This window comes from Mycobacterium sp. PDNC021 (genome assembly GCF_048282635.1).
Classification (GTDB): Bacteria; Actinomycetota; Actinomycetes; order Mycobacteriales; family Mycobacteriaceae; genus Mycobacterium; species Mycobacterium llatzerense.
On the sequence record NZ_CP182502.1, the window covers coordinates 536245 to 560877 of the forward strand.

Here is a 24633-nt window from a genome sequence, read left to right on the forward strand (position 1 = left end):
TTCCGTCGATCCCGCGCGTGTAGCCGTTGACCCTGAACTGAGGGCGCACGTCTCTCGGCATTTCCCGCCCTGAGTACAGGCTCAACGCGCGACGGCGGTCTCCAGCAGCTCCCGGATGGGAGCCGGGATGGGAACCGGACGACGGGTGTCGCGGTCGACGTAGACGTGCACCCAGCTGCCGACCGCGGCAGGTGTGCCGTCGCCGTCCGCCCACAACCCGGTCCGGTAGGTGACGCTGCTGTTGCCCAGCCGGCTCACCGCGAGCCCGACCACCAGCTGCGACGGGAACTTCAGCTCGGCGAAGTAGCGGCAACCCGATTCGGCGACCACCCCAAGCCACGGTGCTGCCACCGGGTCGACGTCGCGCGTGGTGTTGATCCATGCGTTGATCGCGGTGTCGAACAGCTCGTAGTAGACCGCGTTGTTGAGGTGGCCGAACATGTCGTTGTCGGTCCACCGGGTCTGCACGGGCCAGTGCACCGGAAAGTCCGCGGTGGTCAGTGCCTGCTCCATGGCGGCCAGTCTGTCAGGCTGAGGCCATGAAGATTCGCGGTGCCGTACTCGAGGAGATCGGGCGGCCCCGCCCGTACGCCGAATCGCGGCCGCTCACGATCAGTGAACTGGATCTGGCCGCGCCGGGCGACGGCGAAGTGCTGGTCCGCATCGAGGCCGCCGGGCTGTGTCATTCCGATCTGTCGGTGGTGGACGGCAACCGGGTCCGACCGGTTCCCATGCTGCTCGGCCACGAGGCTGCCGGCATCGTCGAAGAGGTCGGCGGCACTTCTGATTTGGCCGTCGGCCAACGGGTGGTCATGACGTTCCTACCGCGCTGCGGGGCGTGCCGGTCCTGCGCGACGAACGGCCTGGCGCCCTGCATCCCGGGCAGCGCCGCCAACGGCGCGGGCACGCTACTCGGCGGTGCGACGCGGTTATCCCGAAGCGGCACAACAGTTCTGCATCACCTCGGGGTCTCCGCCTTCGCGACGTACGCGGTGGTGGACCGCCGTTCGGTGGTTCCGGTGGACAGTGATGTACCCGCGGTCGTTGCTTCGCTGCTCGGCTGCGCGGTACTGACGGGCGGCGGCGCGGTGCTCAACGCCGGACAACCGAAACCGGGCCAGACAGTGGCCATCGTGGGTATGGGCGGGGTCGGGATGGCCGCGATGCTCACCGCGCTGGCGCACGACGACGTCCGCGTCGTCGCGGTGGACCGGTTGCCCGACAAGCTCGAGCAGGCTCGCGCACTCGGCGCGCACGACGCCGTCACCGATCCCGGCGACCTCAAGGCCGATGTGGTCATCGAAGCCGCCGGCCATCCTGCCGCGCTCGAAACCGCGATCGGCATGACCGCACCCGGCGGCAAGACCATCACGGTCGGGCTGCCGCACCCCGATGCGCGAATCACGGTGTCGCCCTTGGCTTTGGTCGCCGACGGTCGCTCCCTGATCGGCAGCTATCTCGGATCGGCGGTGCCGGCCCGGGACATCCCGCGCTTCATCGAGCTGTGGCGGTCCGGACGGCTGCCTGTCGAGAAGCTGGTGTCCGACACCATTTCCCTCGACGACATCAACACCGGCATGGACGCCCTGGCCGACGGACGTGCGGTGCGCCAGATCGTTGAGTTCTAGTCGCCGAACGTGAAGTAGATCGCGTGAATTCGCCGAATCTTCGCAATCTAGTTCACGTTCGACGGCTAGAACCAGCCGTCCCGCATCTCCAGCGTGGTGCGGTCGAGCGATTCGAGTAGGTCCAGTTGCGGTGCGGTCTTGGGCAATTCGAACCGGAAGAAGTACCGGGCGGCCTGCCGCTTGCCGTCGTAGAAGTCGCCGTCCTTACCCGCGGCGGCCACGAACTGCTCCAGCCACAACCACGCCACCACGATGTGCCCGAACGCTTCCAGGTAGACGTGGCTGTTGGCCATCACGGCGGGAATATCGCCCGAACCGAACATGCCGGTGGTCACGGCGACCAGCCGCTGCCACGACGCATCCAGCGCGCCCGCCAGTTCGGCGCCATCGCCGCCCAGTTCGTTCGCCGCCCGGACCGTCTCCGAGATGACCTGCCCCAGCGCTGCCAGGCTGGCTCCGCCACGCTGAGTCACCTTGCGGCCCAACAGGTCCAGGCTCTGGATGCCGTTGGTGCCCTCGTGGATCGGGTTCAGCCGGTTGTCCCGGTAATGCTGCTCGACATCGTATTCGCGGGTGTAGCCGTACCCGCCGTGCACCTGGATCGCCAGGTTGTTGGCCTCCAGGCACCACTGCGACGGCCAGCTCTTGCCGATCGGGGTCAGGATGTCGATCAACAGCCCGGCCGCGTCAGCCTCGGCGTCCGACTCCGCGCTGTGCTGCACGTCCACCAGTCGCGCGCAGTACAGGCCCAGGGCCAGCCCCCCTTCGACATAGGCCTTCTGTGCCAACAGCATTCGCCGGACGTCAGGATGCTCGACGATGGGCACCTGCGGCGTCGTCGGGTCCTTGACGTCCAGCGGGCGGCCCTGCGGCCGCTCCCGCGCGTACTGCACCGACTTGAGGTAACCCGTGTAGCCCAGCGCCACCGCACCCATGCCGACGGCCAGCCGGGCCTCGTTCATCATCTGGAACATGTAGACGATGCCGCGGTGCGGCTCGCCCACCAGATAACCGACCGCGCCATTCTCGCCGCCCGGATTGAATTGCGTGTCACCGAAATTCAGTACGGTGTTGGTGACGCCGCGCTGCCCCATCTTGTGGTTCAGGCCCGCGATCGCGACGTCGTTGCGCTCGCCGACCGACCCGTCGGCGTTCACCAGGCACTTGGGCACGATGAACAGCGAGATGCCCTTGGTGCCGGCAGGTCCACCCGGAAGCTTGGCCAGCACCAGGTTGACGATGTTGTCGGTGATCTCGTGCTCGGCGCCCGAAATCCACATCTTGGATCCGAACAGCCGATAGGTGCCGTCGTCTTGCGGTTCGGCGCGGGTGGCCACGTCGGCCAGCGACGACCCGGCCTGGGTCTCCGAGAGCGCCATGGTGCCCGAAAAGCGGCCGGCCAGCATGGGTTTGACGTAGGTCTCGATCTGCTCGGGCGTACCGAACTTGGTCAGCAGATTGGCGTTGGCGATGGTCAGCATCAGGTAGCCCGACGTCGACACGTTGGCGGCGGCGATCCAGGCGAACGCCGCCTGCGCGACGACCGCGGGCAGTTGCGCCCCACCGACGGACTCTTCCATCGACATGCCGATCAGGTCGGCCGCGACGAACGCGTCCCAGGCCTCTTTGACCTCGGGGACCATGGTGACGGTCTGCCCGTCGAAGGTCGGCTCGTTGGCGTCGCTCTTCTTGTTGTGCGGCGCGAAGTAGCGTTCGGCCAGCTGCTCGCTGAGGTCCAGGACCCCGTCGAAGGTCTCGCGCGAATGGTCGGCGAACCGCTTGCGAGCGGTCAGCTCGTCGACCTTCAGCCACTCGTACAGCAGGAAGTCGAGGTCTCGTCGGGACAGCAGCAGAGATTTCATCGGACCTCGGTACCTCTCGATCGCGGGTTTATGCGCCGCCGCCGAGGGGATCCTCGGTACGGATCGTTTCGTCACGGATCAGGCCGCGCAGCAGAGCGGTGCTGAACTCCACGGCGATCTCGGAGGCCGTGCGCCGGCCGTGCGGCCGCAGCCACCGGTAGGCGCCCAGCGTCATGCCGATGTAGCCGAGGGCGAGCACATGCGAGTCGCAGTCGTTGAACTCGCCGCTGGCGATACCGCGGTCGATGACGTCGCGGACATGCTCATAGACCGTGGTCTCCGCCTTGCGGATATAGGCGACCTGTTCCTCGGTGAACCATTCGGTGATGTACGGCCCCTCCTGGAAGTACACCGCCGCGGCTTCCAGATCCGTGGCGATGCCGGTCAGCAGCCGTCGGGTGAAGTTGAAGATGGTCTCCCGCGCCGATGCGGTCGGGTCGTCGTGCAGGGCGTCGACGGTGAAGTCGGCGGTCGACTTGTAGATGTCCCAGAGGATCAAGGACTTACTGGCGTAGTAGTGGTAGACCGTCGCTTTGTTGAGGCCGACAGCGTCGGCCACGTCGTCCATGCGTGTCCCGTGGTAGCCGCGGGCCGCGAACAACTTGGCGGCCACCGCCAGCAACTCTTCGCGCCGCGACGAGCCGTTCGACGCGGCCGCGACGCCTGCGGAGGATCCTGTTGCAGACCCTTTTGTCGACGACTCTGTGGACATATCAGCTCAACTCTATGCAGCCGGGCGCGCGGCCCGGGACCCAATCAACTGGTTGGCCAGTCTATGCCGTGGCATCTCGACGGCCGATCTGCCACTCGCAGGCGGACTCCAGCAGCTAAACTCCGCAGTAACAAGCATGTCGGCTGGAGGTACTGATGGATCCGAGTCCGGATTACGACGCGAGCGACGAGGTCGAGTACTTCTTCAACTGGGTCCCGTGGGGCATCCGCGGCGTATACCCGCCCCCGGCGTACCCCCCGGTGTAGACGTACAACCAGTTTCACCCCACCGGCCGGTGTCAGACGCACGTCGTCCCACCGGCCGGAATTTTGCGTACCCGAACCCCCGTCGGTGACGTAGACATATCCAGGCAATGTCGGCAGTGAGCTTTTGATGGACTTATGAGCGACTGCTAATTTATAAGCGATTGCTAACTCGTATAGGGGGGTAAGAGCACCATCCATACGTGGATGGGGGAGACTCTTGCAAGCAAACCAACACAGATCGGATCGAATTCGATGATCATCGGGATTCCCCGCGAGTCTCTGGCTGGTGAGACGCGGGTTGCCGCTACTCCTGCAACTGTCGGCCAGCTGATCAAGCTCGGCTATTCGGTAGTGGTCGAGTCCGGCGCGGGCAACTTGTCCAGTTTCGCCGACGCCGCCTATGTAGAGGCCGGGGCCGACATCGGCTCCCCCTGGGCCGCCGACATCGTGCTGAAGGTCAACGCCCCCGACGACGGCGAGATCGCCGCGGTCAAGGACGGCGCCACCCTCGTGTCGCTGATCTCCCCCGGTTTGAAGCCCGAACTGGTCGAGAAGCTCGCAACGCGCCCGATCACCGTCCTGGCCATGGACGCGGTGCCACGTATCTCGCGTGCCCAGTCCCTCGACGTGCTGTCGTCGATGGCCAACATCGCCGGCTACCGCGCCGTCGTCGAAGCCGCCCACGCATTCGGCCGGTTCTTCACGGGCCAGGTCACCGCCGCCGGCAAGGTCCCGCCGGCCAAGGTCCTCGTCGTCGGCGCCGGAGTCGCCGGTCTGGCCGCGATCGGCGCCGCCGGTTCGCTCGGTGCGGTCGTGAGAGCGACCGACCCGCGTCCCGAGGTGGCCGACCAGGTCGCCTCCCTCGGCGGTGAATACGTCTCGGTCGACCCCAACGCCGGCGAAGTCTCCGCCACCGGCTACGCCAAAGAAATGGGCGACGACTACAAGGCCCGCGAAGCCGAGCTCTACGCCCAACTCGCCCAAGATGTCGACATCATCATCACCACCGCGCTGATCCCGGGCCGTCCCGCGCCGCGGATCATCACCGCGGACATGGTCGCCTCGATGAAGTCCGGCAGCGTGATCGTCGACATGGCCGCAGCCAACGGCGGCAACGTCGAAGGCACCGTCAAGGACCAGTCCATCGTCACCGACAACGGGGTGACGATCATCGGCTACACCGACCTGGCCGGCCGCCTGCCTGCGCAGGCCTCGCAGCTGTACGGCACCAACCTGGTCAATCTGCTCAAGCTGCTCACCCCGGAGAAGGACGGCCAGGTCGTCCTGGACTTCGACGACGTGGTGCAGCGCGGCGTGACCGTCGTGCGCGACGGCGAGATCACCTGGCCCCCGCCGCCGGTGCAGGTCTCCGCCGCCCCCGCCCAAGCCGCGGCCGCTGCCGCGCCGGTGGTGTCCAAGGCCAAGGAGCCGATGTCGACGCAGCGTCGCCTCGGTGTGACGTTCGGCGCCGCAGCCGTGCTCTTCGCCCTGATCGCCGCGTCGCCGGCCGCCCTGCAGGTCCACCTGACGGTGTTCGCGCTGGCGATCGTGATCGGCTACTACGTGATCGGGCACGTGCACCACGCCCTGCACACCCCGCTGATGTCGGTGACCAACGCGATCTCCGGAATCATCGTGGTCGGCGCGCTGCTGCAGATCGGGCATCACAACACCCCGATCACCGCCCTCGCCGGCGTCGCGATTCTGCTCGCCAGCATCAACGTCTTCGGTGGCTTCGCGGTGACCCGCCGCATGCTGGCCATGTTCTCCCGCAGCTAGAGCCTGCGAACCTCAGAGACCTTTGGAACGGATTCATGTTCAACGCAGAAACCATCACCAACGTGGCGAACGCGGCCTACGTCGTCGCTGCCCTGTTGTTCATCCTCGCTCTGGCCGGGCTCTCCAAGCACGAGACCTCCAAGGCCGGTAACGCCTTCGGTATGGCCGGCATGGGGGTGGCACTGATCGCCACCATCGTCCTGGCCATCAACAACAAGATCGAGCCGCTGGGCCTGGCGCTGCTGGTCGGCGCCATGGCCGTCGGTGCGGCCATCGGTCTGTGGCGCGCCCGCGTCGTCGAGATGACCGGCATGCCAGAGCTGATCGCGCTGCTGCACAGCTTTGTGGGTCTGGCTGCCGTGCTCGTCGGCTGGAGCGGCTACCTGCACGCCGAGTTCGACCCGAACAGCCAGGGCGCCCTCGAGCTCGCCAAGGAAGGGATGCTCGGCATCCACTCCGCCGAGGTGTTCATCGGCGTGTTCATCGGTGCGGTGACCTTCACCGGTTCGATCGTGGCCAACCTGAAGCTGTCGGCGAAGATCAGCTCCTCCCCGCTCATGCTGCCGGGCAAGAACTTCCTCAACGTCGGCTCGCTGGTGCTGTTCGTCGCGCTGACCGTGTGGTTCTGCATCTCGCCGAACCTGTGGCTGCTGGTCGGCGTCACCGTCCTGGCCCTGCTGCTGGGCTGGCATCTGGTCGCCTCCATCGGCGGCGGCGACATGCCCGTCGTGGTGTCGATGCTGAACAGCTACTCCGGTTGGGCCGCCGCGGCGTCGGGCTTCCTGCTGTCCAACGACCTGCTGATCATCACCGGCGCGCTCGTCGGCTCCTCCGGTGCCTACCTGTCCTACATCATGTGCAAGGCCATGAACCGGTCGTTCATCTCCGTCATCGCCGGTGGCTTCGGCATCGAAGCCGGCCCGGCCGAGGACAAGGACTACGGCGAGCACCGCGAGATCACCGCCGAAGGCGCCGCCGAGCTGCTGGGCTCCGCCGACTCGGTCATCATCACGCCGGGCTACGGCATGGCTGTCGCCCAGGCCCAGTACGGCGTCGCCGACCTGACCCGCAAGCTGCGCGAAAAGGGCGTCAACGTCCGCTTCGGTATCCACCCCGTCGCCGGCCGCCTGCCCGGTCACATGAACGTGCTGCTGGCCGAGGCCAAGGTGCCCTACGACATCGTGCTCGAGATGGACGAGATCAACGACGACTTCGACGACACCGCCGTCGTGCTCGTCATCGGCGCGAACGACACCGTCAACCCGGCCGCCTCCGAGGACCCGAGCAGCCCGATCGCCGGCATGCCGGTGCTCACCGTCTGGAACGCCGAGAACGTCATCGTGTTCAAGCGCTCCATGGCCTCGGGTTATGCGGGCGTGCAAAACCCGCTGTTCTTCCGCGACAACACCCAGATGCTCTTCGGCGACGCCCGCGACCGCGTCAACGACATCCTGGCTGCGCTGTAGCAACCCAGTACACGACAAAGCCGCCACTCCCCGTCGGGATTGGCGGCTTTGTGGTTTCTGTGGTGTCGGTGCCGAACGCAACGTCGGGCTGAGAGCGCCGTTAAGGCTATATACGGTTATCGACGCTCTCAGCCCGACGTTGTGATTGCGCCGCGTACTCGGTTGCGGTCCCCCAACCCCGTCAGCGGACGAAATCGCCGATCGCGGCGAAGAATTGGTCCGGCTTCTCGACCATGGGGCTGTGCCCGGAGCCTGCGATGAGGTGCGGCGGCAGCCCGGCGGCGGTGTAGCGCGCGACGTTGGACGCGGTCGGGGTCAGGACATCCTTGTCGCCCCACAGCACCAGCACCGGTTTCCCGAGCCCCTTCAGCGTCTCCACGACAGGACGGCCGGCTTCCTTGGAGTCGCACACCCCCGCGTAGTTCAGCTGCTTCAACGAGCGGTACGCCAGCGGCGGAACCGGGTAGTCGGCGGCGAACCCGGTCTGCAGCGAGCTTTCACTGATGGCGTCGACGCCGCGGAAGCGATCCAGCGCGGGCCCGATGACCGGCCAGCACAGCATCCTGCCGAGCAACGGCATCGCGACCAGATCCTCGGCGGCCGGGGTATCCGAAACCGCCACGCGCTCAACCATTTCCGGATATCTGGTGGCGAACTCGGCGGCCACCTTACCGCCCATCGAATGTCCGATCAGTTCGGCGTGCCGGACACCCATCGCCTCCAGCGCCCGATGCACGGCCTCGGCCTGGCCGTCGACGTGATACGGCGCGGCATCGGTCGGCGCCTCGGAGCCACCGTGGCCGACGAGGTCGATGGCAATCACCCGCTGATGCGCGGCCAGCGCTGGTGCGACCTTCTCCCACCACTCGATAGAGGCCGAATAACCGTGCAGCAGAACGATTGCCCGGTCACCAGGCGGCCCGTACTCGCGGACATTCAGGTCGGGACCATCGAGCTTGAGGACGTGACCGCCGGCGAACGGTTCTGCCGCCCGGCTGGTGTGCTCCACGACCACCATGTTCACGACCAGCGCCACCACCGCCGCGACCACCAGACCGACCAGAATGCGTAGCTTCATGGCGCGACGCTACCGTCACCACCTGCTGGCAGGCACACCATTTTCCGCCGAGCAGACGTGAAAACCCCCAAATCAGGCTCAAATAGGGGGTTTTCACGTCTGTTCGCGCTCGGGAGGTGACGTCACCGTCACGCGGGTGCCGCCGTCGGCCGCGGAGTCGACGAGCATCGAGCCACCCATCGCGTCGAACCGGGCCAGTAGCGAGCCCAGGCCGATGTGGCCGTCGGCCACGTACTGGGCGACCACGGCCGCGTCGAACCCGGCGCCGTCGTCGGCAATGGTCAGGACGATCCGATCGCCGATGGGGCCCAGCCGCACCGACACCGTCGTGGCCTGCGCATGCTTGCCGATATTGGTCAGCAGCTCGCGGGCCGCCCGGTACAACAGCTGCTGCGAATCGGGCTTGCCCACCTCCTCGAGGTCGGCACGCACCACCAGGTGGGTACGAGACTCGAACTGCCGCAACAGTTCCCGCACCGCCGGGGTCAGGCCGAGCTGCGCGAGCACCTGCGGATGCAGCTCGGTGACCGTCGAGCGCAGCGCCGCTGCAGTGTCTTCCAACGCTGCGTAGACCGCATCGAGTTCCGGCCCGGGGGTCCGTTCCCGGACCTCGTCGAGCTGCAGACGGGCTGCCAGCAGCGTCTGCAACGGACCGTCGTGCAGCCCTTCCGCGACTTCCCGGTTGTGCCGTTCGTCGGACTGCATGGCCTCGGACACCAGCTGGCGGCGCACCTCCTGCAAGGCCTGCACGTTTTCCTGGCGCCGTACGAGCACGAAACACAACACCGTGGTGGCCACCGCCAGCCAGACCAGGAACCCGAAGTGGGTGTAGACCATGTTCGGCAGGCCCATACGGTCATCGTGCTTGGAGTAGAAGATCCACACCGACAGATAGCCGGCCGCCGTCAGCGTGCCGATGGCCGCGGTCATCAGCGGCCGGTCCTGGAACGCCACCGAGATCGGTAGCAGGAAGAAGACCGGCAGCAAGGCCGCGGTCGCGCCACCCGACACCAGGCACAGCGCCAGGATCACCAGCAGGTCGATGCCGGTGGACGCCCAATCCGCCCATCGCGGCACCGGCCCGCGCAGCACCGCCACCAGCCAGATCACCGCGGCGATGGCGTACAGCCCCAGAATGACGGCGTACAGCACGGGCAGCCAGTGGTCGACCTCCCAGATCCACACCAGGACGCCGATCAACGCGATCAGCGGAAGCCGCAGACCGGCGGAAATCCGCACCGGCTCGGCAGCCAGGTACTCGCCGATCCGGCTGAGTGTCGGGCTCACGTCAGTCCAGCAGCTTGCGACGCATCGCCTCTGCCACGGCCGCCGCGCGGTCCCCGACCCCCAGCTTCTCGTAGAGCCGCTGCACGTGGGTCTTGACGGTCGACGGCGCCAGGTACAGCTCCTTGGCCATGGCCGGGATACTGCTGCCGCCGGCGATCAGTTTCAGTACCTCGCGTTCACGCGGGCTGAGCGCCGGCGCGTCCGGCTCGGCCCGACGACGAATCTCGCCGGCCAGCCCCGCGGCCAGGCTGGGTGCGACGACGTCGCGACCCTTCGCGCATTCGAGGATCGCGTTGACGAGCTCACTGCGCGTCGACTCTTTCGGCAGGAAGCCCGCCGCGCCTTCCTGCAGGGCGCGGTACACGATCTCCGCCTCGTCGTGGGCGGAGAGCAGCAGCACCCGGGTCGGCAGGCCGTCGCGCAGCACCGCCGCGGCCACCTCGGCGCCGTCCATGCCAGGCATGCGGTAGTCCAGCAGAGCGACCTGAGGTTTGTGGGTCCGGATCGCCTCGAGCGCCGACGTCCCGTCGTCCGCCTCGGCCAGTACCTCGATGGCACCACTCGCCGTCAGCGCGCGGACGACGCCGTCGCGAAACATCGGGTGGTCGTCCCCCACCACCACGCGAACCCGTTCGTCGGTCATGCCGTCAGCGTCGCACGGCGACCAGCGAAAAAGTAACAAGATCGCCGATTGGCGGCCGAGTGTCCCCCGATCAGGGGACATCCGAATCCACCGGCGGACCAGCCGATCACCGGACAGACATCGGACCCCCAACCCGGCACTCTTGAGTCATCACCGGAACACACCGGAGCAAGACCCCAAAAACCTACTGACACAGGAGAATTCAAAATGAGCACCACCGTCCGCACCTTCGGTTTCTCGATCATCGCCGCCGGCATCCTGGGTGGCTCGGCACTCGGCTTGGCCGGCGCCGCCGGCGCCACCACCCTCGGACCCGACGTCCGCCCGCCGCACATCGTCGCGACCCCGTCGATCATCGCTCCGCCGGCGGGGACGCCGCTGCCCGGCGCCATCTGGCACCGCGGCGTCTACCGGGTAGCCGCCCTGCAGGGCCGCTGACCGGACCCAAACCCGGATTCCCTCCCCGAAGTCGTCGCGGGGAGGGAATCCGTCATTGCGGGGCCGGGCATCGCGCCGGCGACCGCTCGTCACATCGTTAGACAAGTGGCATATCGTGGCGGTCATGGACTTCGCGTTGTCGGCTAAAGCGCAGGATTACCAGGACAGGCTCACCGAGTTCATGACTGAACTGGTGCTGCCGGCCGAGGCCTCCTACCACGCCTATCGCGAGGAGAAGGGCCCGAAAGACCACACGGTCCCGCCGGTGGTCGAGGAGCTCAAGATCGAGGCCCGCAAGCGTGGCCTGTGGAACCTGTTCCTGCCGTCGGAGTCCGGGTTGACCAACCTGGAGTACGCCCCGCTGGCCGAGATCTCCGGCTGGAGCATGGAGATCGCACCCGAGGCCATCAACTGCGCGGCGCCGGACACCGGCAACATGGAGACCCTGCACCTGTTCGCGAACGAGCAGCAGAGCAAGCAGTGGCTCGAACCCCTGCTGGCCGGGGAGATTCGCAGCGCGTTCGCCATGACCGAGCCCGCCGTGGCCTCCTCCGATGCCCGCAACATCGAGACGACGATGCTGCGCGACGGCGGGGACTATGTCATCAACGGCCGCAAGTGGTGGATCACCGGCGCCGCTGACCCGCGTTGCAAGATTCTGATCGTGATGGGCCGCACCAACCCTGATGCGGCCTCACACCAGCAGCAGTCGATGATCCTGGTGCCCGTCGATACCCCTGGCGTGGATATTCAGCGGTCGCTGCCGGTGTTCGGCTGGCAGGACCAGCACGGGCACTGCGAGATCGTCTTCGACAACGTCCGGGTGCCGGCGGAGAACCTGCTGCACGAGGAGGGTTCGGGGTTCGCGATCGCGCAGGCCCGCCTGGGGCCGGGCCGCATCCACCACTGCATGCGTGCCCTCGGTGCCGCTGAGCGGGCGTTGGCGTTGATGATCGACCGGGTGTCCACGCGGGTGGCGTTCGGCAAGCCGCTGGCCGAGCAGGGCGTGGTGCGCGAGTCGATTGCCCGCTCCCGCAACGAGATCGACCAGGCCCGGCTGTTGTGTGAGAAGGCGGCCTGGACCATCGACCAGCAGGGCAACAAGGCTGCCCATGTGCTGGTGTCGCAGATCAAGTCGGTGGCCCCGCAGGTGGCGTGCGATGTGATCGACCGCGCCATCCAGGTGCATGGCGCCGCCGGCATCTGCGACGACGTCCCGCTGGCCCGGCTCTACGGATGGCACCGGGCGATGCGGTTGTTCGACGGTCCGGACGAGGTGCACATGCGCACCATCGCCCGCGCCGAACTCGGCCGGGAGAAGTCGGCACTGGCGGCCGCGGCGTTGGGTCGCTGATGAAGTCGACGGGTTTGGAGCTCGCCGGCGCCTGGAACTTCCGCGATGTCGCCGAGGAGACGGGCATCGCCGGTGGCCGGTTGTTCCGTTCCAGCGAGCTGAGCGGACTGGACGACGACGGCCGTGAAGCCTTGCAGCGCTACGGCATCAGCGACGTTGCGGACCTGCGGTCACTGCGCGAGGTCGAGCGCCGGGGCCCCGGGCAGGTGCCCGACGGCGTCGCGATCCACCTGCTGCCGTTCCACGAGCTGGCCGCCGCGGGTACCGAGGAAGCCGAGGCGCCGCACGAGAACGCGTTCGAGAAGTTGATGACGGAGAAGCCCGACGACGAGGACGTCGCGGCAGCCGCCGGTCGCTTCATGGTCGAGGAGTACCGCCGCTTCCCCACCCTGCCGGGCGCGCATCTTGCGGTCCGCCAGGTCATTTCGATGCTCGCCGACGCCCGCCCGGTGATCGCGCACTGCTTCGCCGGCAAGGACCGCACCGGATTCACGGTGGCAACGGTGTTGGGCGCCGTCGGAGTCGGGCGCGACGCGATCCTGACCGACTTCCTGCGCAGCAACGACGCGGTGCCGCAGCTGCGGGAGGGCATCCTGGAGACCATCCGCACCCGGGCCGGGCAGACGGCCGAGGTGGTCACCTTCGCCGAGGCACGGCTGACCGAAGAGGTGCTCGGGGTCCGCGAGGAGTACCTGGACACCGCTCTCGGCGTTGTCGATGCCGAGTACGGTTCGCTGGCGAATTACCTTGCCGCCATCGGGGTTACCGAGGACCAGTTGACGCGGTTGCGGGGCGTCCTGCGGGGCTGAGGCTGCGCCTAGCCGCGTCTCGCGGTGAGTGTCACCCTGACCTCGTCCGTCACCTTCATCGCGCCCATCAGCATCGAATATTGCTTGATGCCGTGGTCGCTGTGGCGTACGACCGCGGCGCCGCTCAACCGCCAACCGGCGTCGTCCCGTATCGCCTCGACGTCGACGGTCTGCTCGTTGCTGCGTCCGCCGAGGTCCAGGGTTCCGGTCAGCCGCCACGAGTCGGCGTCGGGTTCGATCGATGACGAGCGGAATGTCGCCTGCGGAAAGCGCTTGGCCTGCAACGTCTTCAGTGCATTGGTCCGCACCAACGACTTCTCCGCGCCGGACAGTGGAGTCATCCCGCCCTCGCCCGCCAGCACGTCGAGTGAGTTCAGGTCGACAATCAGCTCGACTGAGGCGGGTTTGTCTCCGTCCCAGTCCACGGTCGCCCGCCAGGAGCGCAACGCGATGGTCAAGCGGTGGCCCATCCGGGCCGCGCTACCGGTAACGCCCGTGTGCAACAACAACTCTCCGTCGGCTACGCCGAGACTCCATTGCGTAGCGGTCAATTGCCCACCACCAAACCCGTCACCCAGGCGACCGTCGAGAGCAGCGCGGCCGTCAACTCGACCCCCATGGCCAATGCAACGCCCTTGATGGCGTGCTTGGTAGACGTCCAGGCCCGGCCCTTGTCCCGCAGCGCCGAGTACTCGGACAGGTAGACCCCCAGCACGAAGCCGAGAGCCAGCCCCAGCACCGGGATCACGAAAAACCCGATCACACCGAGGATTCCGCCGACGACGAGGCTGCGGGTGGCGACGTCGGCCCGTCGCATCCGGCGCATCGGCCAGAGGTACTTGATCACCTCGCCGGCCAAGAACAATGCCGCCGCGACGCCGAGCACCACCCACGACGTCGCGGTGTGGACGACTACCGCCCACACCGCGATCGCGAGGAATACGACCAATCCGCCGGGTAGCACCGGCACCACGATGCCGACCAGGCCGATCGCGATGACCAGCGCAACCAGCACTGTTCCCAAGGTATTCACGACTAGGGCTCCAGAACTGCCTTGCCGTGAATCTTCCCGTCGGCCAACGCCTGCAGCGCCGCGGCGCCGTCGGCCAGCTGAAAGCGCATCGGCTCCGGCGGTCGCAGCCCGGCCTCGACCAGCTTCGCCAGGCCGGCGCCGATCTCGGCGGCCGACCCGGGCACCCGGTTGATGAACTCGCCGTAACCGACGCCCACCACGCTGATGTTGCGCAGCAGCAGCCGGTTCACCTTGACCGACGGGATACCTTGTCCGGCAGCGAAACCCAGCACCAGCAGCCGGCCCTCGGTGGCCAGCACCCGAATCGCGTCATCGAAGGCGTCGCCGCCGACCGGGTCGACCACCAGGTCCGCTCCCCGACCGTCGGTAGCCGCCAGCGCCGCGTCGCGCCAGCCGTCGGTGAGCGGCAGCACCACGTCGGCACCGAGCGAGGCCACGAAATCCATCGCCTCGACCCGGTGCACCATCGCGATCACCTTGGCGCCCATGGCCTTTGCGATCTGGATGGCCGCGACCCCGACGCCGCCGGCCGAGCCGAGCACCAGCACCGTCTCCCCCGCCAACAGCCCGCCGCGGCGGGCCAACGCGAAGTACATCGTGTAGTAGTTGCCGAGCAGGCAGACCGCCGAGGCGTCATCCAGTCCGTCGGGCGTCGGGATCACCGACGACGGCAGGGCCAGCGCCCGCTCGGCATAGCCGCCCATCATCGTGAAGGCCGAAACCCGTTGACCGGCAACGAAACCGGATCCCTCGGGCGCCGACCGGACGGTACCCGCCACCTCCATGCCCGGGGTGAACCCGGGCGGCAGCTTGAGCTGGTACTCGCCGCGGATCAGCAGCAGATCGGGGAAGCAGACGCCGGCCGCACCGACATCGATGACCACCGCATTGCCCGAAGGGTCGGCGGCATCATCGATATCGGCGTAGGCAAGACCCGAGGGACCAGTCAGCGACTGTGCGACAAGCGCTTTCACCTATCAGCCGAGCGCGAACGACGCGGCCTTGGCGGCAGACAGGTCGGTGATCTCGCCCCACCGCGCGGCGACCTCGTCGACGCTGGGCACGTCGTCAAAGGTGACACCGTCGTTCTGGAACAGTGCGGTGCGCTGCACCTTGCCACCACCGACGATGAAGATCGACCCGGTCTCCGGCAGCTCTTCGCTGCACAGCTGCGCCACCACCGGCGCCACGTACTCCGGCGACAGCTTTGCAAAGACCTCCGGCGGCACGATGTCCTCGGTCATCCGGGTGGCCGCGATCGGCGCGACGGCGTTGAGTTTGATGTTGTACTTGGCGCCTTCCTGGGCCAGGGTGTTGATCAGACCGACCAGACCCAGCTTGGCGGCGCTGTAGTTGGCCTGACCGAAGTTGCCGAACAGACCGCTGGTCGAGGTGGCGACCACGACGCGGCCGTAGGCGTTCTCGCGGAAGTGCGGCCAGGCGGCACGAATCACGTTGTACCCGCCGTACAGGTGCACCTTGAGCACGATGTCCCACTGGTCGGCGGTCATCTTGTGGAAGGTGCCGTCCCGCAGGATGCCCGCGTTGGACACCACGCCGTCGATCTTGCCGAAGGCTTCGATCGCGGTGGTGACGATGTTCTCGGCGCCCTCGGCCTCGGCGACGCTGTCGTAGTTGGCAGCGGCGCGGCCACCGGCGGCCTTGATCTCCTCGACGACCTGGTCGGCCATGTTGTGGCCGGCACCGGTGCCGTCACGCGCGCCGCCGAGGTCGTTGACCACGACGCAGGCGCCTTCACGGGCCAGCGTCAGCGCGTATTCGCGACCCAGGCCGCCACCGGCACCGGTGACGACAATGACGCGATCCTGCACTCCGGGCATGGGTTTCCTCTCGTGGAAGGTCAACGGGACACCGCAGTGGGCGTCCCCTTGTGTATACGGCGACCGATTGGCCGCCGCATCGGTGGGTCCGGTCTGACGTCGACCGGCCTAGAAGAACTTGCGCGCGATCCTCCACGCCTTGTCGGTGTACGGCGGGTAGATCAGCTTGCCCAGGTCGGGCCGGGTCGGCTTCGTCATCACCGACTTCGCGTGGCTGAACTCCAGGAAGCCGTACCGGCCGTGGTAGGCGCCCATGCCGGACGGTCCGACGCCACCGAACGGCAGCCGGGCCGTCGACACCTGGAAGATCAGGTGGTTGACCAGCATGCCGCCGGCCGGCACTTCACGGATGAACCGCTCGCGGACGGCCTTGGCCTTGGTGAACAGGTACGCAGCCAGAGGCTTGGGCCGGGCGTTGACGAAGGCGATGGCATGGTCGAGCGAATCGACGGTGATCACCGGCAGGATGGGGCCGAAGATCTCCTCGGTCATCACCGGTGCATCCAGCGGCGGGTCGACCACAACGGTCGGCTGCATGGTGAGCCGGGCCGGGTTGGTGCCGCCTCCGGTGACGACGTCCCCGCCGGTGCCCAGGTAGCTGCTGAGTCGGTTGAACTGGCGCTCGCTGACGATCGGCAGGCCGTCGGCGTCGTCGGCGGTGAAGGCCACGATGGCGTCGCGGATCTTCGTGACCAGCTCGTCGCGGATGGACTTCTCAGCCACCACGTAGTCCGGCGCCACACAGATCTGGCCCGAGTTGATCACCTTGGCGAAGGCGATGCGCTTGGCGGCGACATCGATGTCGGCGTCAGCGGCAACGATCACCGGGCTCTTGCCGCCCAGTTCCAGTGTCACGGGCGTCAGGTGCTGCGCCGCCGCGGCCATGATCTTCTTGCCGATCTCGGTGCCGCCGGTGAACATGATGCGGTCGAAGCCCTGCGCGATGAGTTCCTGGCTCACCATTCCGTCGCCCTCCACCACAGCGATGGCCGAGGTGTCCAGGTACTTCTCGACCAGCTCGACCATCAGTCGCGACGAGGCTGGGGCGATCTCAGATGGCTTGAGCACCACGGTGTTTCCCGCGGCGAGCGCGCCGACCAGCGGACCGAGGGTGAGATAGAACGGGAAGTTCCAGGCGCCGATGATCAGGACGGTGCCGTAGGGCTCGTACTCGACCCAGCCGCGGCCGGGCAGTTGCGAGCGCTCCAACAGGCGGTAGCGACGTTTCGCCCACTTGTGCAAGTTCTTGGCCGCGTCCTTGGCCTCGGCGATGGTGCCGACGCTGTCCGCGAGCCAGGCCTCGAAGGGCTTGCGGCCGAGATCGGCCTCGAGCGCCTTGGCGATGGCGGTCTCGTTCTCTTCCATCGCCTGGGCCAGCGCGAGCAATTGCTTCTTGCGCCACTGCAGGTCACGGGTGCGCCCGGTGGCGTAGGTCTTGCGTAGGCCGGCGACAACCGCCGGGATATCAGCAGCTGTTGGGCCGACGGATACAGCTGAATCAAGGGTCATGACGAACGTCCTTACGTGAGCCAGGCAACATTCGAATCCTAGCCAACCGGCCGGTTGGTTAGAAGGGCCAGCCGCTCCGGATCAGCGCTTGAGTGCGGTCACGAACGTAGAAAACGCCTTGTCATCGGTGGCATCAACCTGCACCCAGCGATTCAGCCGGCGCATCTCGTCCTGGGAGGTGACCGACCTGGACGACCAGCCGTGCGAGTCGAGCCATTGGGCCACGTCGGCGCGATCGGGGTCTTCGTACATCAGGTCCTGCACGTTCATGACCTGTCCCATGCCGAACTGCCCGGCGAGCTTGTCGAACCGATCGCGCATCCGCTGCCGGCGTTCGGCGGCGTGCTCACCGACCGTCTCGACCGAGATGCGGCTACCCGGTGCACTCAGCGCGGTGATGTTGTCGAAGAGGCGGTCCTGCGCGTCGGCCGGCAGGTACATCAGCAGCCCTTCGGCCAGCCAGGCGGTCGGTACCGAATCGTTAAATCCCGTGTCCCGCAACGCTTTCGGCCAGTCGTTGCGCAGGTCGATCGGCAGCTGGCGCAATACCGCGACCGGCGTCGCACCGTGCGCCTTCAAGGTCTGGTCCTTGTACTCCAGCACCTTCGGCTGGTCGATCTCGAAGACCGTCGTGCCGGCCGGCCAGTCCAATCGGTAGGCCCGCGAATCCAGCCCGGACGCCAGGATCACCACCTGCCGGATCCCGGCCGCGGTGGCGTCGGCGAAGTACGCGTCGAAGAAATGCGTGCGCACCGCCTGGTAGTTGCCCATGTGCTCGAGCACCGCGGCGACCTCAGGATCGGCGCCTGCCATCCGGTTGTTGAAGTCGGCGTCCAGGATCGTCTCCCACACGCCGGTACCGGCGCCGGCGACCAGGATCTTGGCGAACGGATCGCGGATCAACGCGTCGTCACGTTCGGATTCCCCGGCCCGCGCCGCGGCAACCATCACCGCCGTCGCGCCGACGCTGCTAGCGATGTCCCAGGTGTCGTCGTCGGAGCGTTCGCTGCCCATGTACTAGATGTACCAGCTGACGCGGGCTTATTCGGTTACGCGCCACAACTTGTTGGCGAGCAATAGTTCGAGCCGCTCGATGACGGCGGTCAGCTCCTGGTGGCTGCCGACATATCCGGCGTAGAAGCCCATCCCCCACATGACGGCGATCAGCATCTCCACCACGGTGGGCACCTCGGTGTCGACGGCCAGCTCACCGCGCTCGATGGCGTCGGTGACAGCCCAGGTCACGAAGTCACGGGAGGCCACGAGCGCGTCGTGCTCCTCCTGGCGCAATTCGGGATGTCGCTGAGCCTCGAGAATCGAGGTCACCAGAAACGCCGCGGCGGATCGGTCCTCGGAGTCACCCTGGATGGCGGCGACGAAGAAGGACGACAAGCGCCTGATGAAGGTGGTCTCCTCCTCGGCCCGGCGACGGCCCGCAGCGACCACCAAGGCGTTGGTCTGATCGAGGACCTCGCCGTACAGCACCCGCTTGTTCGCGAAGTAATGATTGATCGCTGGGCGCGTCAGATCCGCGCGGATGGCGATGGCTTGGAATGTTGCTGCGTCGTAACCGAGTTCACTGAAAACCTCGCGGGCAGCGCGCAGGATGCGCTCACGGGTTTCGGCCGCCTTCGCCGCGGGAGGGCGACCCGGGCCTCGGGTGGCGATGTACGGCATCGTCAAATTGTGCCACAGATCTCGGCCCGTCCCTGCTCGTATGCGAAGCACAGCCGCCGAAATTGCTTCTTCCAGCAAACTTGCAGTTATGTCAATGACCGATTGCCGCACAGCGCAAGGTTCGCGGCCACCGGCCGGTCCCGATCGGTAGCCCGGCCAGGAACGACCCCGCACCGGCGGCGGCCGGGAGAAAGCCGGCCCGGTGGCGTGTCGTTGCCGGCGCACGACGACGTCAGCCAAATTAATGTTGGGCGCCATGGCGGGCGTGGTGTCGCGAGAGTCTCTGGCGGTGCGCTGGCAGCAGTTCCGTGCGCGGCCGCACGACGGTGATCCCGAACATGACGCCCTGCGCCGGGCGACCCGTGCGGGATTGGTGCTGCCGGTCGTCGCGGTCGTCGGACTGGCGGTCGGTACCGCCGTGGGCAGCGGTTCGCAGACGACGATGTTCGCCATCTTCGGCGCGGTCGCGCTGTTGGTGGTGGTGGATTTTCCCGGCAACCGGCCGGCGCGGGCGCTGGCCTATGCCGGCCTCGGCTTCAACGGTGCGGTCCTGATCACCCTGGGCACGCTGCTGTCCCCGCATCCGTGGGTGGCGGTGCCGACGATGTTCGCCGTCGGGGTGCTGGTGACGTTCTCCGGTGTCCTCAGCGAGATCATCGCCGCCGGCCAGCGCTCCACTTTGATGACGTTCGTGCTACCCGTGTGCACGCCGGCAGGCCCGGTCCCCGATCGACTGCTCGGCTGGGCGGTGGCCTGGACCATTGCCGTCCCCGCCGCCCTGTTCTTGCTGCCGCCCACGCATCACGACGACCTGCGCAAGCACGCGGCGCAGGTGTGCCGGCTGCTGGCGGCCCGGCTGGAGGGGTCGGCAACGGCTCAGGAGCTCTCCGATGCGATGGAGGTGCTGGGTGACAACTTCCTCGGCGCCGATTTCCGCCCGGTCGGTTTGACCGCCGGCAGTCGCGCCCTGGTGCGGGTGGTCGACGATCTGCGCTGGCTGTGCGACCGTGCCACCGACGCCACCGGCTCGCTGCTGGCGGAAACCCGTGGGCCGGCCATTCGGGTACTGAACGACTGCGCCCGGGTGCTGAGCACGCCGCGGGCCGAGGGCCGCGATCGCTACCGCGCCGATCTGGCCGAGGCGCTGACCGCGCATCGCGCCGCGACCCGCGGGCGCTACCGCGAGGACATCGAATTGATCCGGGGCGAGCCCGACGACCTCCTGGCTGTCGCGGCCGGCCGAAAACTGTTGCGGCTACGGACCTTCTCCGCATGTGTGGGGGCCACCGGCCGGGTCATCGGGTTGGCGGCCGACGCCGACGCCCGCCCGGTGTGGGCCCGCGTCCTGGGTCGGCGATTGCCGGTATCCGGGAACTTCGACCGGGTGTTGTCCGAATCCCAGGCGGTGTCCGCCATCCCGTCGGGGTTCGTCGCGACCCGGGCCGTGGTGGTGCAGAACAGCCTGCGCACCGGCATCGGGTTGGCCGTGGCGGTGGCCGTCGTTCATCTGTTTCCCCTGCAGCACGGATTCTGGATCGCCATGGCGTCGCTGTCCGTGCTGCGCAGCAGTGCGCTGACCACCGGGACGCGCGTCGTGCGTGCGGTCGGCGGCACCGCGATCGGGTTCCTGCTCGGCACCGTGGTGATCCACCTGATCGGGGCGAATCCCGTCCTGCTGTGGTTGCTCCTGCCGATCGTGGCGTTCGGTTCCGCCTATGTGCCCGACGTGTTTTCGTTCGTCGCGGGCCAGGCGATGTTCACGATGTTGGTGCTCACGATCTACAACCTGCTCAGTCCGGCGGGCTGGCGGGTCGGGCTGATCAGGCTCGAGAATGTCCTGGTCGGCGCCGCGGTGGGCGTCGTGGTGTCGCTGCTGCTGTGGCCACGAGGTTCAGCGGCGGTGGTGCAGCGCACGCTGGACTCGGCGCGCACCGCCGGCACGCGGTACCTGACCGCCGCCGTGCGGCGCGTGACCCGCGGCGCATCCGAGGCAGCCACCGACCGGGTGCACGCACTGAGCCATGACGCCCTGACCGCCTCCCGAACTGTGGATGATGCTGTGCGCCACTTTCTTTCGGAGAGCAGTGGGGCCACGGAGTTGCGGGCGCCGGTGGTCCGGGCCGCCAATCAGACGGTCCGGTTGCGGGCGGCGGCCGACCTCATCGCTGACGTCGTGCCGCCGCCTCTGGCCCCGTACCCGGCCGCCCGTGCCGTACTCGAAGAGCACACCGCGTCGATCTGCGCCCGAATCTCGGGCACCGAAGATCCCGGCGCCGCGGAGCGCAGCCCGATCAGTGACGACTTCGTGCTCGCTCTGCGCGCCGAATCCGGAGGCGGAAGCTTGTCGGTCGAGGCCGCACTGCCTCTGGTGACCGTCGCGGCCAGCCTCGGTGAGTTGGAGCTGCTCTACCCCGACCCCGCGCCCGCTTGATCAGCGGCCGGGCCGGTGCGGCTTCAACGCATTCGGCGGAATCTGGCCGAACTTGCCGGACTGGAAGTCCTCGAACGCTTCGATGAGCTCCGACTTGGAGTTCATCACGAACGGGCCATAGTGGAAGACCGGTTCCCGGATCGGCTGGCCCCCGAGCAACAGCACCTCGAGCGCGGGCCGGTTGGAGTCCTGGCCCGCGTCGGCAGCCACGGTGATGCGGTCCCCCGGCCCCAGCACGGCCAACTGGCCCTGGTGGATGGGGTGCCCGACGGGTCCGACGGTGCCGCGGCCGGAGAGGATGTAGACGAGCGCGTTGAACTTGCGGTTCCACGGCACGTCGAGTCGAGCTCCGGGCGCAATTGTGGCGTGCGCCATGGTGATTGGCGTGTGGGTACCGCCCGGCCCCGTGGCGTCGCCGATCTCGCCGGCGATGACGCGCACGAGCGCGCCGCCGTCGTCAGAGGACAACAGGGTCACGTCGGTGCCCTCGATGGCCTGGTACCTGGGGGCGGCGAACTTGTCCTTCTTGGGCAGGTTCACCCACAGCTGCAGGCCGTGGAACAGGCCACCGCTCTCGACGAGTTCGGCCGGCGGCGTCTCGATGTGCAGGATGCCCGATCCGGCGGTCATCCACTGGGTGGCGCCGTCGGTGATCAGGCCGCCGCCACCGTGTGAATCCTGGTGCGCGAAGCGGCCGTCGATCATGTAGGTCACGGTCTCGAAGCCGCGGTGCGGGTGCCAGTCGGTACCCGTCGGTTCGCCGGGCTCGTACTCGACCTCGCCCATCTGGTCCATATGGACGAACGGATCGAGGTCGGCGGGACTCACCCCGGCGAAGGCGCGGACCACAGGGAAACCCTCGCCCTCGTAGCCCCGGGGGCCGGTGGTGATGGACCGCACCGGGCGTTCTGTATCGCTCGGCGCAGCAGGAGCAATACGCGGCAAGCTGATCGTGTCAGCAGTGATAGCAGGCATGCCATCTATAACCGGACCGTAGTCCGATTAATTCCGAACAACAACAGCGCAGGTCAACGCCCTTCCAGCGCCGCGATCGCGAGGTTGCGCGCCTCATCCGACGACTCGGCGGCGAGCGCGGCGTCGGCCGCCGCACGGCACTGCTCCAGCGTCACCCCCGCCAGCGCGGCACCGACCGCGCGCACCGCGGCAGCCGCCGTCGACAGCGACGTCACGCCCAGCCCGACCAGCACGCACGCCAGCGCCGGATCCGCCGCCGCCTCGCCGCACACGCCGACGGGCTTGCCGTGCTCCGCGCCGGCCTTGGCCGCCGCGTGGACCAACGCCAACACGGCGGGCTGCCACGGGTCGCTCAACGTCGCGAGGTCGGCCGACATCCGGTCGGCCGCCATCGTGTACTGCGTCAGATCATTGGTGCCGATCGACAGGAAGTCGACGTGCCGCAAAATCCGGCCGGCCAGGAGCGCGGCGGCGGGCACCTCGATCATCACGCCGGGCGTCAGGCCGAAGGACCGCACCTGCGCCGCAAAGGCTTTCGCCTCCGCCGGCGTCGCGATCATCGGGGCCATCACCCATGGACGCTGGCCGGTCGCCGCGGCCGCAGCCGCGATCGCCTGGAGCTGTCGGGTCAGCAGATCCGGATTGCCCTGGGCGATGCGGATGCCGCGCACCCCGAGCGCCGGGTTGGCCTCATCGGCATGCCCGGCGAATCGCAACGGCTTGTCCGAACCCGCGTCGAGGGTGCGCACCACCACTTTTCGCTCCGGGAACGCCGCCAGCACGTCGCCGTAGATGTGCGCCTGCTCGTCGACGGTCGGTTCCAGATCCCTGTTCAGGAAGCACAATTCGGTCCGGAACAGCCCGATGCCCTCCGCCGGGGTCGCGGCGGCCGCGTGCGCGGCGGCGCCGTCCTGCACGTTGGCGAGCACCGCTACCCGATGCCCATCGGCGGTGGATCCGGGGCCACGCCAGCTGTCGGCAAGGTCGGACTCACGCCGCGCCTGCGCCACGGCCTCGGCCGCCGCGGCCGCGTCGGGCTCGATCGCCACCGTGCCGTGGGTGCCGTCCACCAGCACCATCGCGCCCGACCGCACCTGCTCGAGCCCGGAAACGGCCACCACGCACGGAATGCCCAGCTGGCGGGCGATGATCGCGGTATGGCTCGTCGGCCCGCCCAGGCTGGTCACCAACGCCACCACCAGCTGCGGGTCCAGCCCGGCCGTGTCCGCGGGCGCCAGGTCCTCGGCGCACAGCACCGACGGCACGTCCGGCACCGGCACCCCCGGCTCGGGAAGTCCGCGCAGTTCGGCGATCACGCGATCCCGGATATCCCTGAGGTCGGCGACCCGCTCGGCCATCAATCCGCCCATCCGGGTGAACATCTCGACGAACTGGTCTGCCGTCGCGACGACGGCCCGCACCGCGGACATGCCGTCGGCGATGCGTTTGTCCGTCGCCGCCGCCCAGGCCCGGTCCTGCGCCAGCGTCGCCGTCGTGGCCAACACCTCCGCGGCCGCTCCGGTGGCCTTGGCCGCCCGGGTCCGGAGGCGGTCCGCGACGGTGACCGACGCGGCCGCGAAGCGATCCCGCTCCCCCGCCCGCTCCGGCTCCCCCAGTTCAACGGGCGCGGCGTCGGCCTCGGGCGTGGGTCGCGCCCCTGGCCACAGCACCGGCGCGTAACGCACTCCGCCGACTGCGGGAACTCCGCGCAGTACCACCGGCGCGCCGCCGGTTTCCACGTCGACTGGCACTGACTGTGGCGTCGGGGCCGGGCTCACAGATGTCTGGCTCATGTGATGTAGATTACTCCGAACCGTTGACAAGTCAACATATCCAAGCGTAAAA

Annotated in this window: 23 protein-coding genes; 8 read left to right on the forward strand and 15 right to left on the reverse strand. The window is 67.8% G+C overall.

Features of this window, described 5'->3' with window-relative positions; genetic code table 11:
• Positions 1-81: 81 nt before the first annotated feature.
• Positions 82-513 (reverse strand): acyl-CoA thioesterase, encoded by a 432-nt coding sequence (locus ACNO8X_RS02450; RefSeq protein WP_418004008.1) that lies wholly within the window; start codon positions 511-513, stop codon positions 82-84.
• Positions 514-539: 26 nt separating this feature from the next.
• On the opposite strand from ACNO8X_RS02450, the gene ACNO8X_RS02455 reads away from it, so the two are divergent.
• Entirely contained in the window at positions 540-1628 is a 1089-nt protein-coding gene (locus ACNO8X_RS02455; protein ID WP_418004009.1) for an alcohol dehydrogenase catalytic domain-containing protein, read from the forward strand.
• A gap of 65 nt (positions 1629-1693) precedes the next feature.
• Here the strand turns inward: ACNO8X_RS02455 and ACNO8X_RS02460 are convergent, their stop codons facing one another.
• Together ACNO8X_RS02460 and ACNO8X_RS02465 are read right to left on the reverse strand one after the other, a co-directional pair.
• Positions 1694-3490 (reverse strand): acyl-CoA dehydrogenase, encoded by a 1797-nt coding sequence (locus ACNO8X_RS02460; protein ID WP_418004010.1) that lies wholly within the window; start codon positions 3488-3490, stop codon positions 1694-1696.
• Positions 3491-3518: 28 nt separating this feature from the next.
• On the reverse strand, positions 3519-4202 hold the full coding sequence (locus ACNO8X_RS02465) for a TetR/AcrR family transcriptional regulator (protein WP_418004011.1): 684 nt from the start codon (positions 4200-4202) through the stop codon (positions 3519-3521).
• Positions 4203-4354: 152 nt separating this feature from the next.
• On the opposite strand from ACNO8X_RS02465, the gene ACNO8X_RS02470 reads away from it, so the two are divergent.
• The 3 genes from ACNO8X_RS02470 (at position 4355) to pntB (ending at position 7713) form a co-directional block, all read left to right on the forward strand.
• Positions 4355-4468 carry a hypothetical protein gene (locus tag ACNO8X_RS02470; RefSeq protein ID WP_418005744.1) on the forward strand — a complete coding sequence of 38 codons (114 nt, stop codon included), beginning with the start codon at positions 4355-4357 and terminating at the stop codon, positions 4466-4468.
• Between the two features lie 252 nt (positions 4469-4720).
• Positions 4721-6247, forward strand: coding sequence for a Re/Si-specific NAD(P)(+) transhydrogenase subunit alpha (locus ACNO8X_RS02475; RefSeq protein ID WP_418004012.1), 1527 nt, complete (start codon positions 4721-4723; stop codon positions 6245-6247).
• Between the two features lie 35 nt (positions 6248-6282).
• Positions 6283-7713: a Re/Si-specific NAD(P)(+) transhydrogenase subunit beta gene (pntB, locus tag ACNO8X_RS02480; protein ID WP_418004013.1), complete on the forward strand. Its 1431-nt coding sequence runs from the start codon at positions 6283-6285 to the stop codon at positions 7711-7713.
• A gap of 181 nt (positions 7714-7894) precedes the next feature.
• On the opposite strand, the gene ACNO8X_RS02485 is transcribed toward pntB, so the two are convergent.
• The 3 genes from ACNO8X_RS02485 to ACNO8X_RS02495 all read right to left on the reverse strand — a co-directional run bounded on the left by ACNO8X_RS02485 (position 7895) and on the right by ACNO8X_RS02495 (position 10721).
• Positions 7895-8791 (reverse strand): alpha/beta fold hydrolase, encoded by an 897-nt coding sequence (locus ACNO8X_RS02485; RefSeq protein WP_418004014.1) that lies wholly within the window; start codon positions 8789-8791, stop codon positions 7895-7897.
• A gap of 93 nt (positions 8792-8884) precedes the next feature.
• Positions 8885-10078, reverse strand: a complete 1194-nt coding sequence (locus ACNO8X_RS02490) for a sensor histidine kinase (protein ID WP_418004015.1) — start codon at positions 10076-10078, stop codon at positions 8885-8887.
• A 1-nt stretch (position 10079) separates the two neighbouring features.
• Entirely contained in the window at positions 10080-10721 is a 642-nt protein-coding gene (locus ACNO8X_RS02495) for a response regulator (RefSeq protein WP_418004016.1), read from the reverse strand.
• 207 nt (positions 10722-10928) lie between these two features.
• On the opposite strand from ACNO8X_RS02495, the gene ACNO8X_RS02500 reads away from it, so the two are divergent.
• The 3 genes from ACNO8X_RS02500 (at position 10929) to ACNO8X_RS02510 (ending at position 13322) form a co-directional block, all read left to right on the forward strand.
• A complete protein-coding gene (locus ACNO8X_RS02500) occupies positions 10929-11159 on the forward strand; it encodes a hypothetical protein (protein WP_418004017.1) in 231 nt (76 codons plus the stop codon).
• Positions 11160-11295: 136 nt separating this feature from the next.
• Positions 11296-12513: an acyl-CoA dehydrogenase family protein gene (locus ACNO8X_RS02505; RefSeq protein WP_418005745.1), complete on the forward strand. Its 1218-nt coding sequence runs from the start codon at positions 11296-11298 to the stop codon at positions 12511-12513.
• Entirely contained in the window at positions 12513-13322 is an 810-nt protein-coding gene (locus ACNO8X_RS02510; RefSeq protein WP_418004018.1) for a tyrosine-protein phosphatase, read from the forward strand. Before ACNO8X_RS02505 ends, ACNO8X_RS02510 begins: the two co-directional genes overlap by 1 nt.
• Positions 13323-13330: 8 nt before the next feature.
• On the opposite strand, the gene ACNO8X_RS02515 is transcribed toward ACNO8X_RS02510, so the two are convergent.
• From ACNO8X_RS02515 to ACNO8X_RS02545, 7 genes are all read right to left on the reverse strand, one after another.
• Positions 13331-13873, reverse strand: coding sequence for a YceI family protein (locus tag ACNO8X_RS02515; protein WP_418004019.1), 543 nt, complete (start codon positions 13871-13873; stop codon positions 13331-13333).
• Positions 13870-14355, reverse strand: a complete 486-nt coding sequence (locus ACNO8X_RS02520; RefSeq protein ID WP_418004020.1) for a DUF456 domain-containing protein — start codon at positions 14353-14355, stop codon at positions 13870-13872. Before ACNO8X_RS02520 ends, ACNO8X_RS02515 begins: the two co-directional genes overlap by 4 nt.
• A 2-nt stretch (positions 14356-14357) precedes the next feature.
• A complete protein-coding gene (locus ACNO8X_RS02525; RefSeq protein WP_418004021.1) occupies positions 14358-15329 on the reverse strand; it encodes an NADPH:quinone oxidoreductase family protein in 972 nt (323 codons plus the stop codon).
• A 3-nt stretch (positions 15330-15332) separates the two neighbouring features.
• Positions 15333-16196, reverse strand: coding sequence for an SDR family oxidoreductase (locus ACNO8X_RS02530; protein WP_418004022.1), 864 nt, complete (start codon positions 16194-16196; stop codon positions 15333-15335).
• A 108-nt stretch (positions 16197-16304) separates the two neighbouring features.
• Complete coding sequence (locus ACNO8X_RS02535) at positions 16305-17705, reverse strand: aldehyde dehydrogenase family protein (protein ID WP_418004023.1); 1401 nt, start codon at positions 17703-17705, stop codon at positions 16305-16307.
• A gap of 81 nt (positions 17706-17786) precedes the next feature.
• The gene (locus ACNO8X_RS02540; RefSeq protein WP_418004024.1) at positions 17787-18719 is read right to left on the reverse strand and encodes a class I SAM-dependent methyltransferase; all 933 of its coding nucleotides are present in this window, start codon (positions 18717-18719) and stop codon (positions 17787-17789) included.
• Between the two features lie 27 nt (positions 18720-18746).
• Positions 18747-19382: a TetR/AcrR family transcriptional regulator gene (locus ACNO8X_RS02545; RefSeq protein WP_043391310.1), complete on the reverse strand. Its 636-nt coding sequence runs from the start codon at positions 19380-19382 to the stop codon at positions 18747-18749.
• A 256-nt stretch (positions 19383-19638) separates the two neighbouring features.
• Between ACNO8X_RS02545 and ACNO8X_RS02550 the strand changes: the two genes are divergently transcribed.
• Positions 19639-21813 carry an FUSC family protein gene (locus ACNO8X_RS02550; protein ID WP_418004025.1) on the forward strand — a complete coding sequence of 725 codons (2175 nt, stop codon included), beginning with the start codon at positions 19639-19641 and terminating at the stop codon, positions 21811-21813.
• Here ACNO8X_RS02550 and ACNO8X_RS02555 read toward each other — a convergent pair whose 3' ends face one another.
• Both ACNO8X_RS02555 and ptsP read right to left on the reverse strand, forming a co-directional pair.
• Complete coding sequence (locus tag ACNO8X_RS02555) at positions 21814-22788, reverse strand: pirin family protein (protein WP_418004026.1); 975 nt, start codon at positions 22786-22788, stop codon at positions 21814-21816.
• Positions 22789-22841: 53 nt separating this feature from the next.
• The gene (gene ptsP / locus ACNO8X_RS02560) at positions 22842-24581 is read right to left on the reverse strand and encodes a phosphoenolpyruvate--protein phosphotransferase (RefSeq protein WP_418004027.1); all 1740 of its coding nucleotides are present in this window, start codon (positions 24579-24581) and stop codon (positions 22842-22844) included.
• Positions 24582-24633 lie beyond the last annotated feature (52 nt).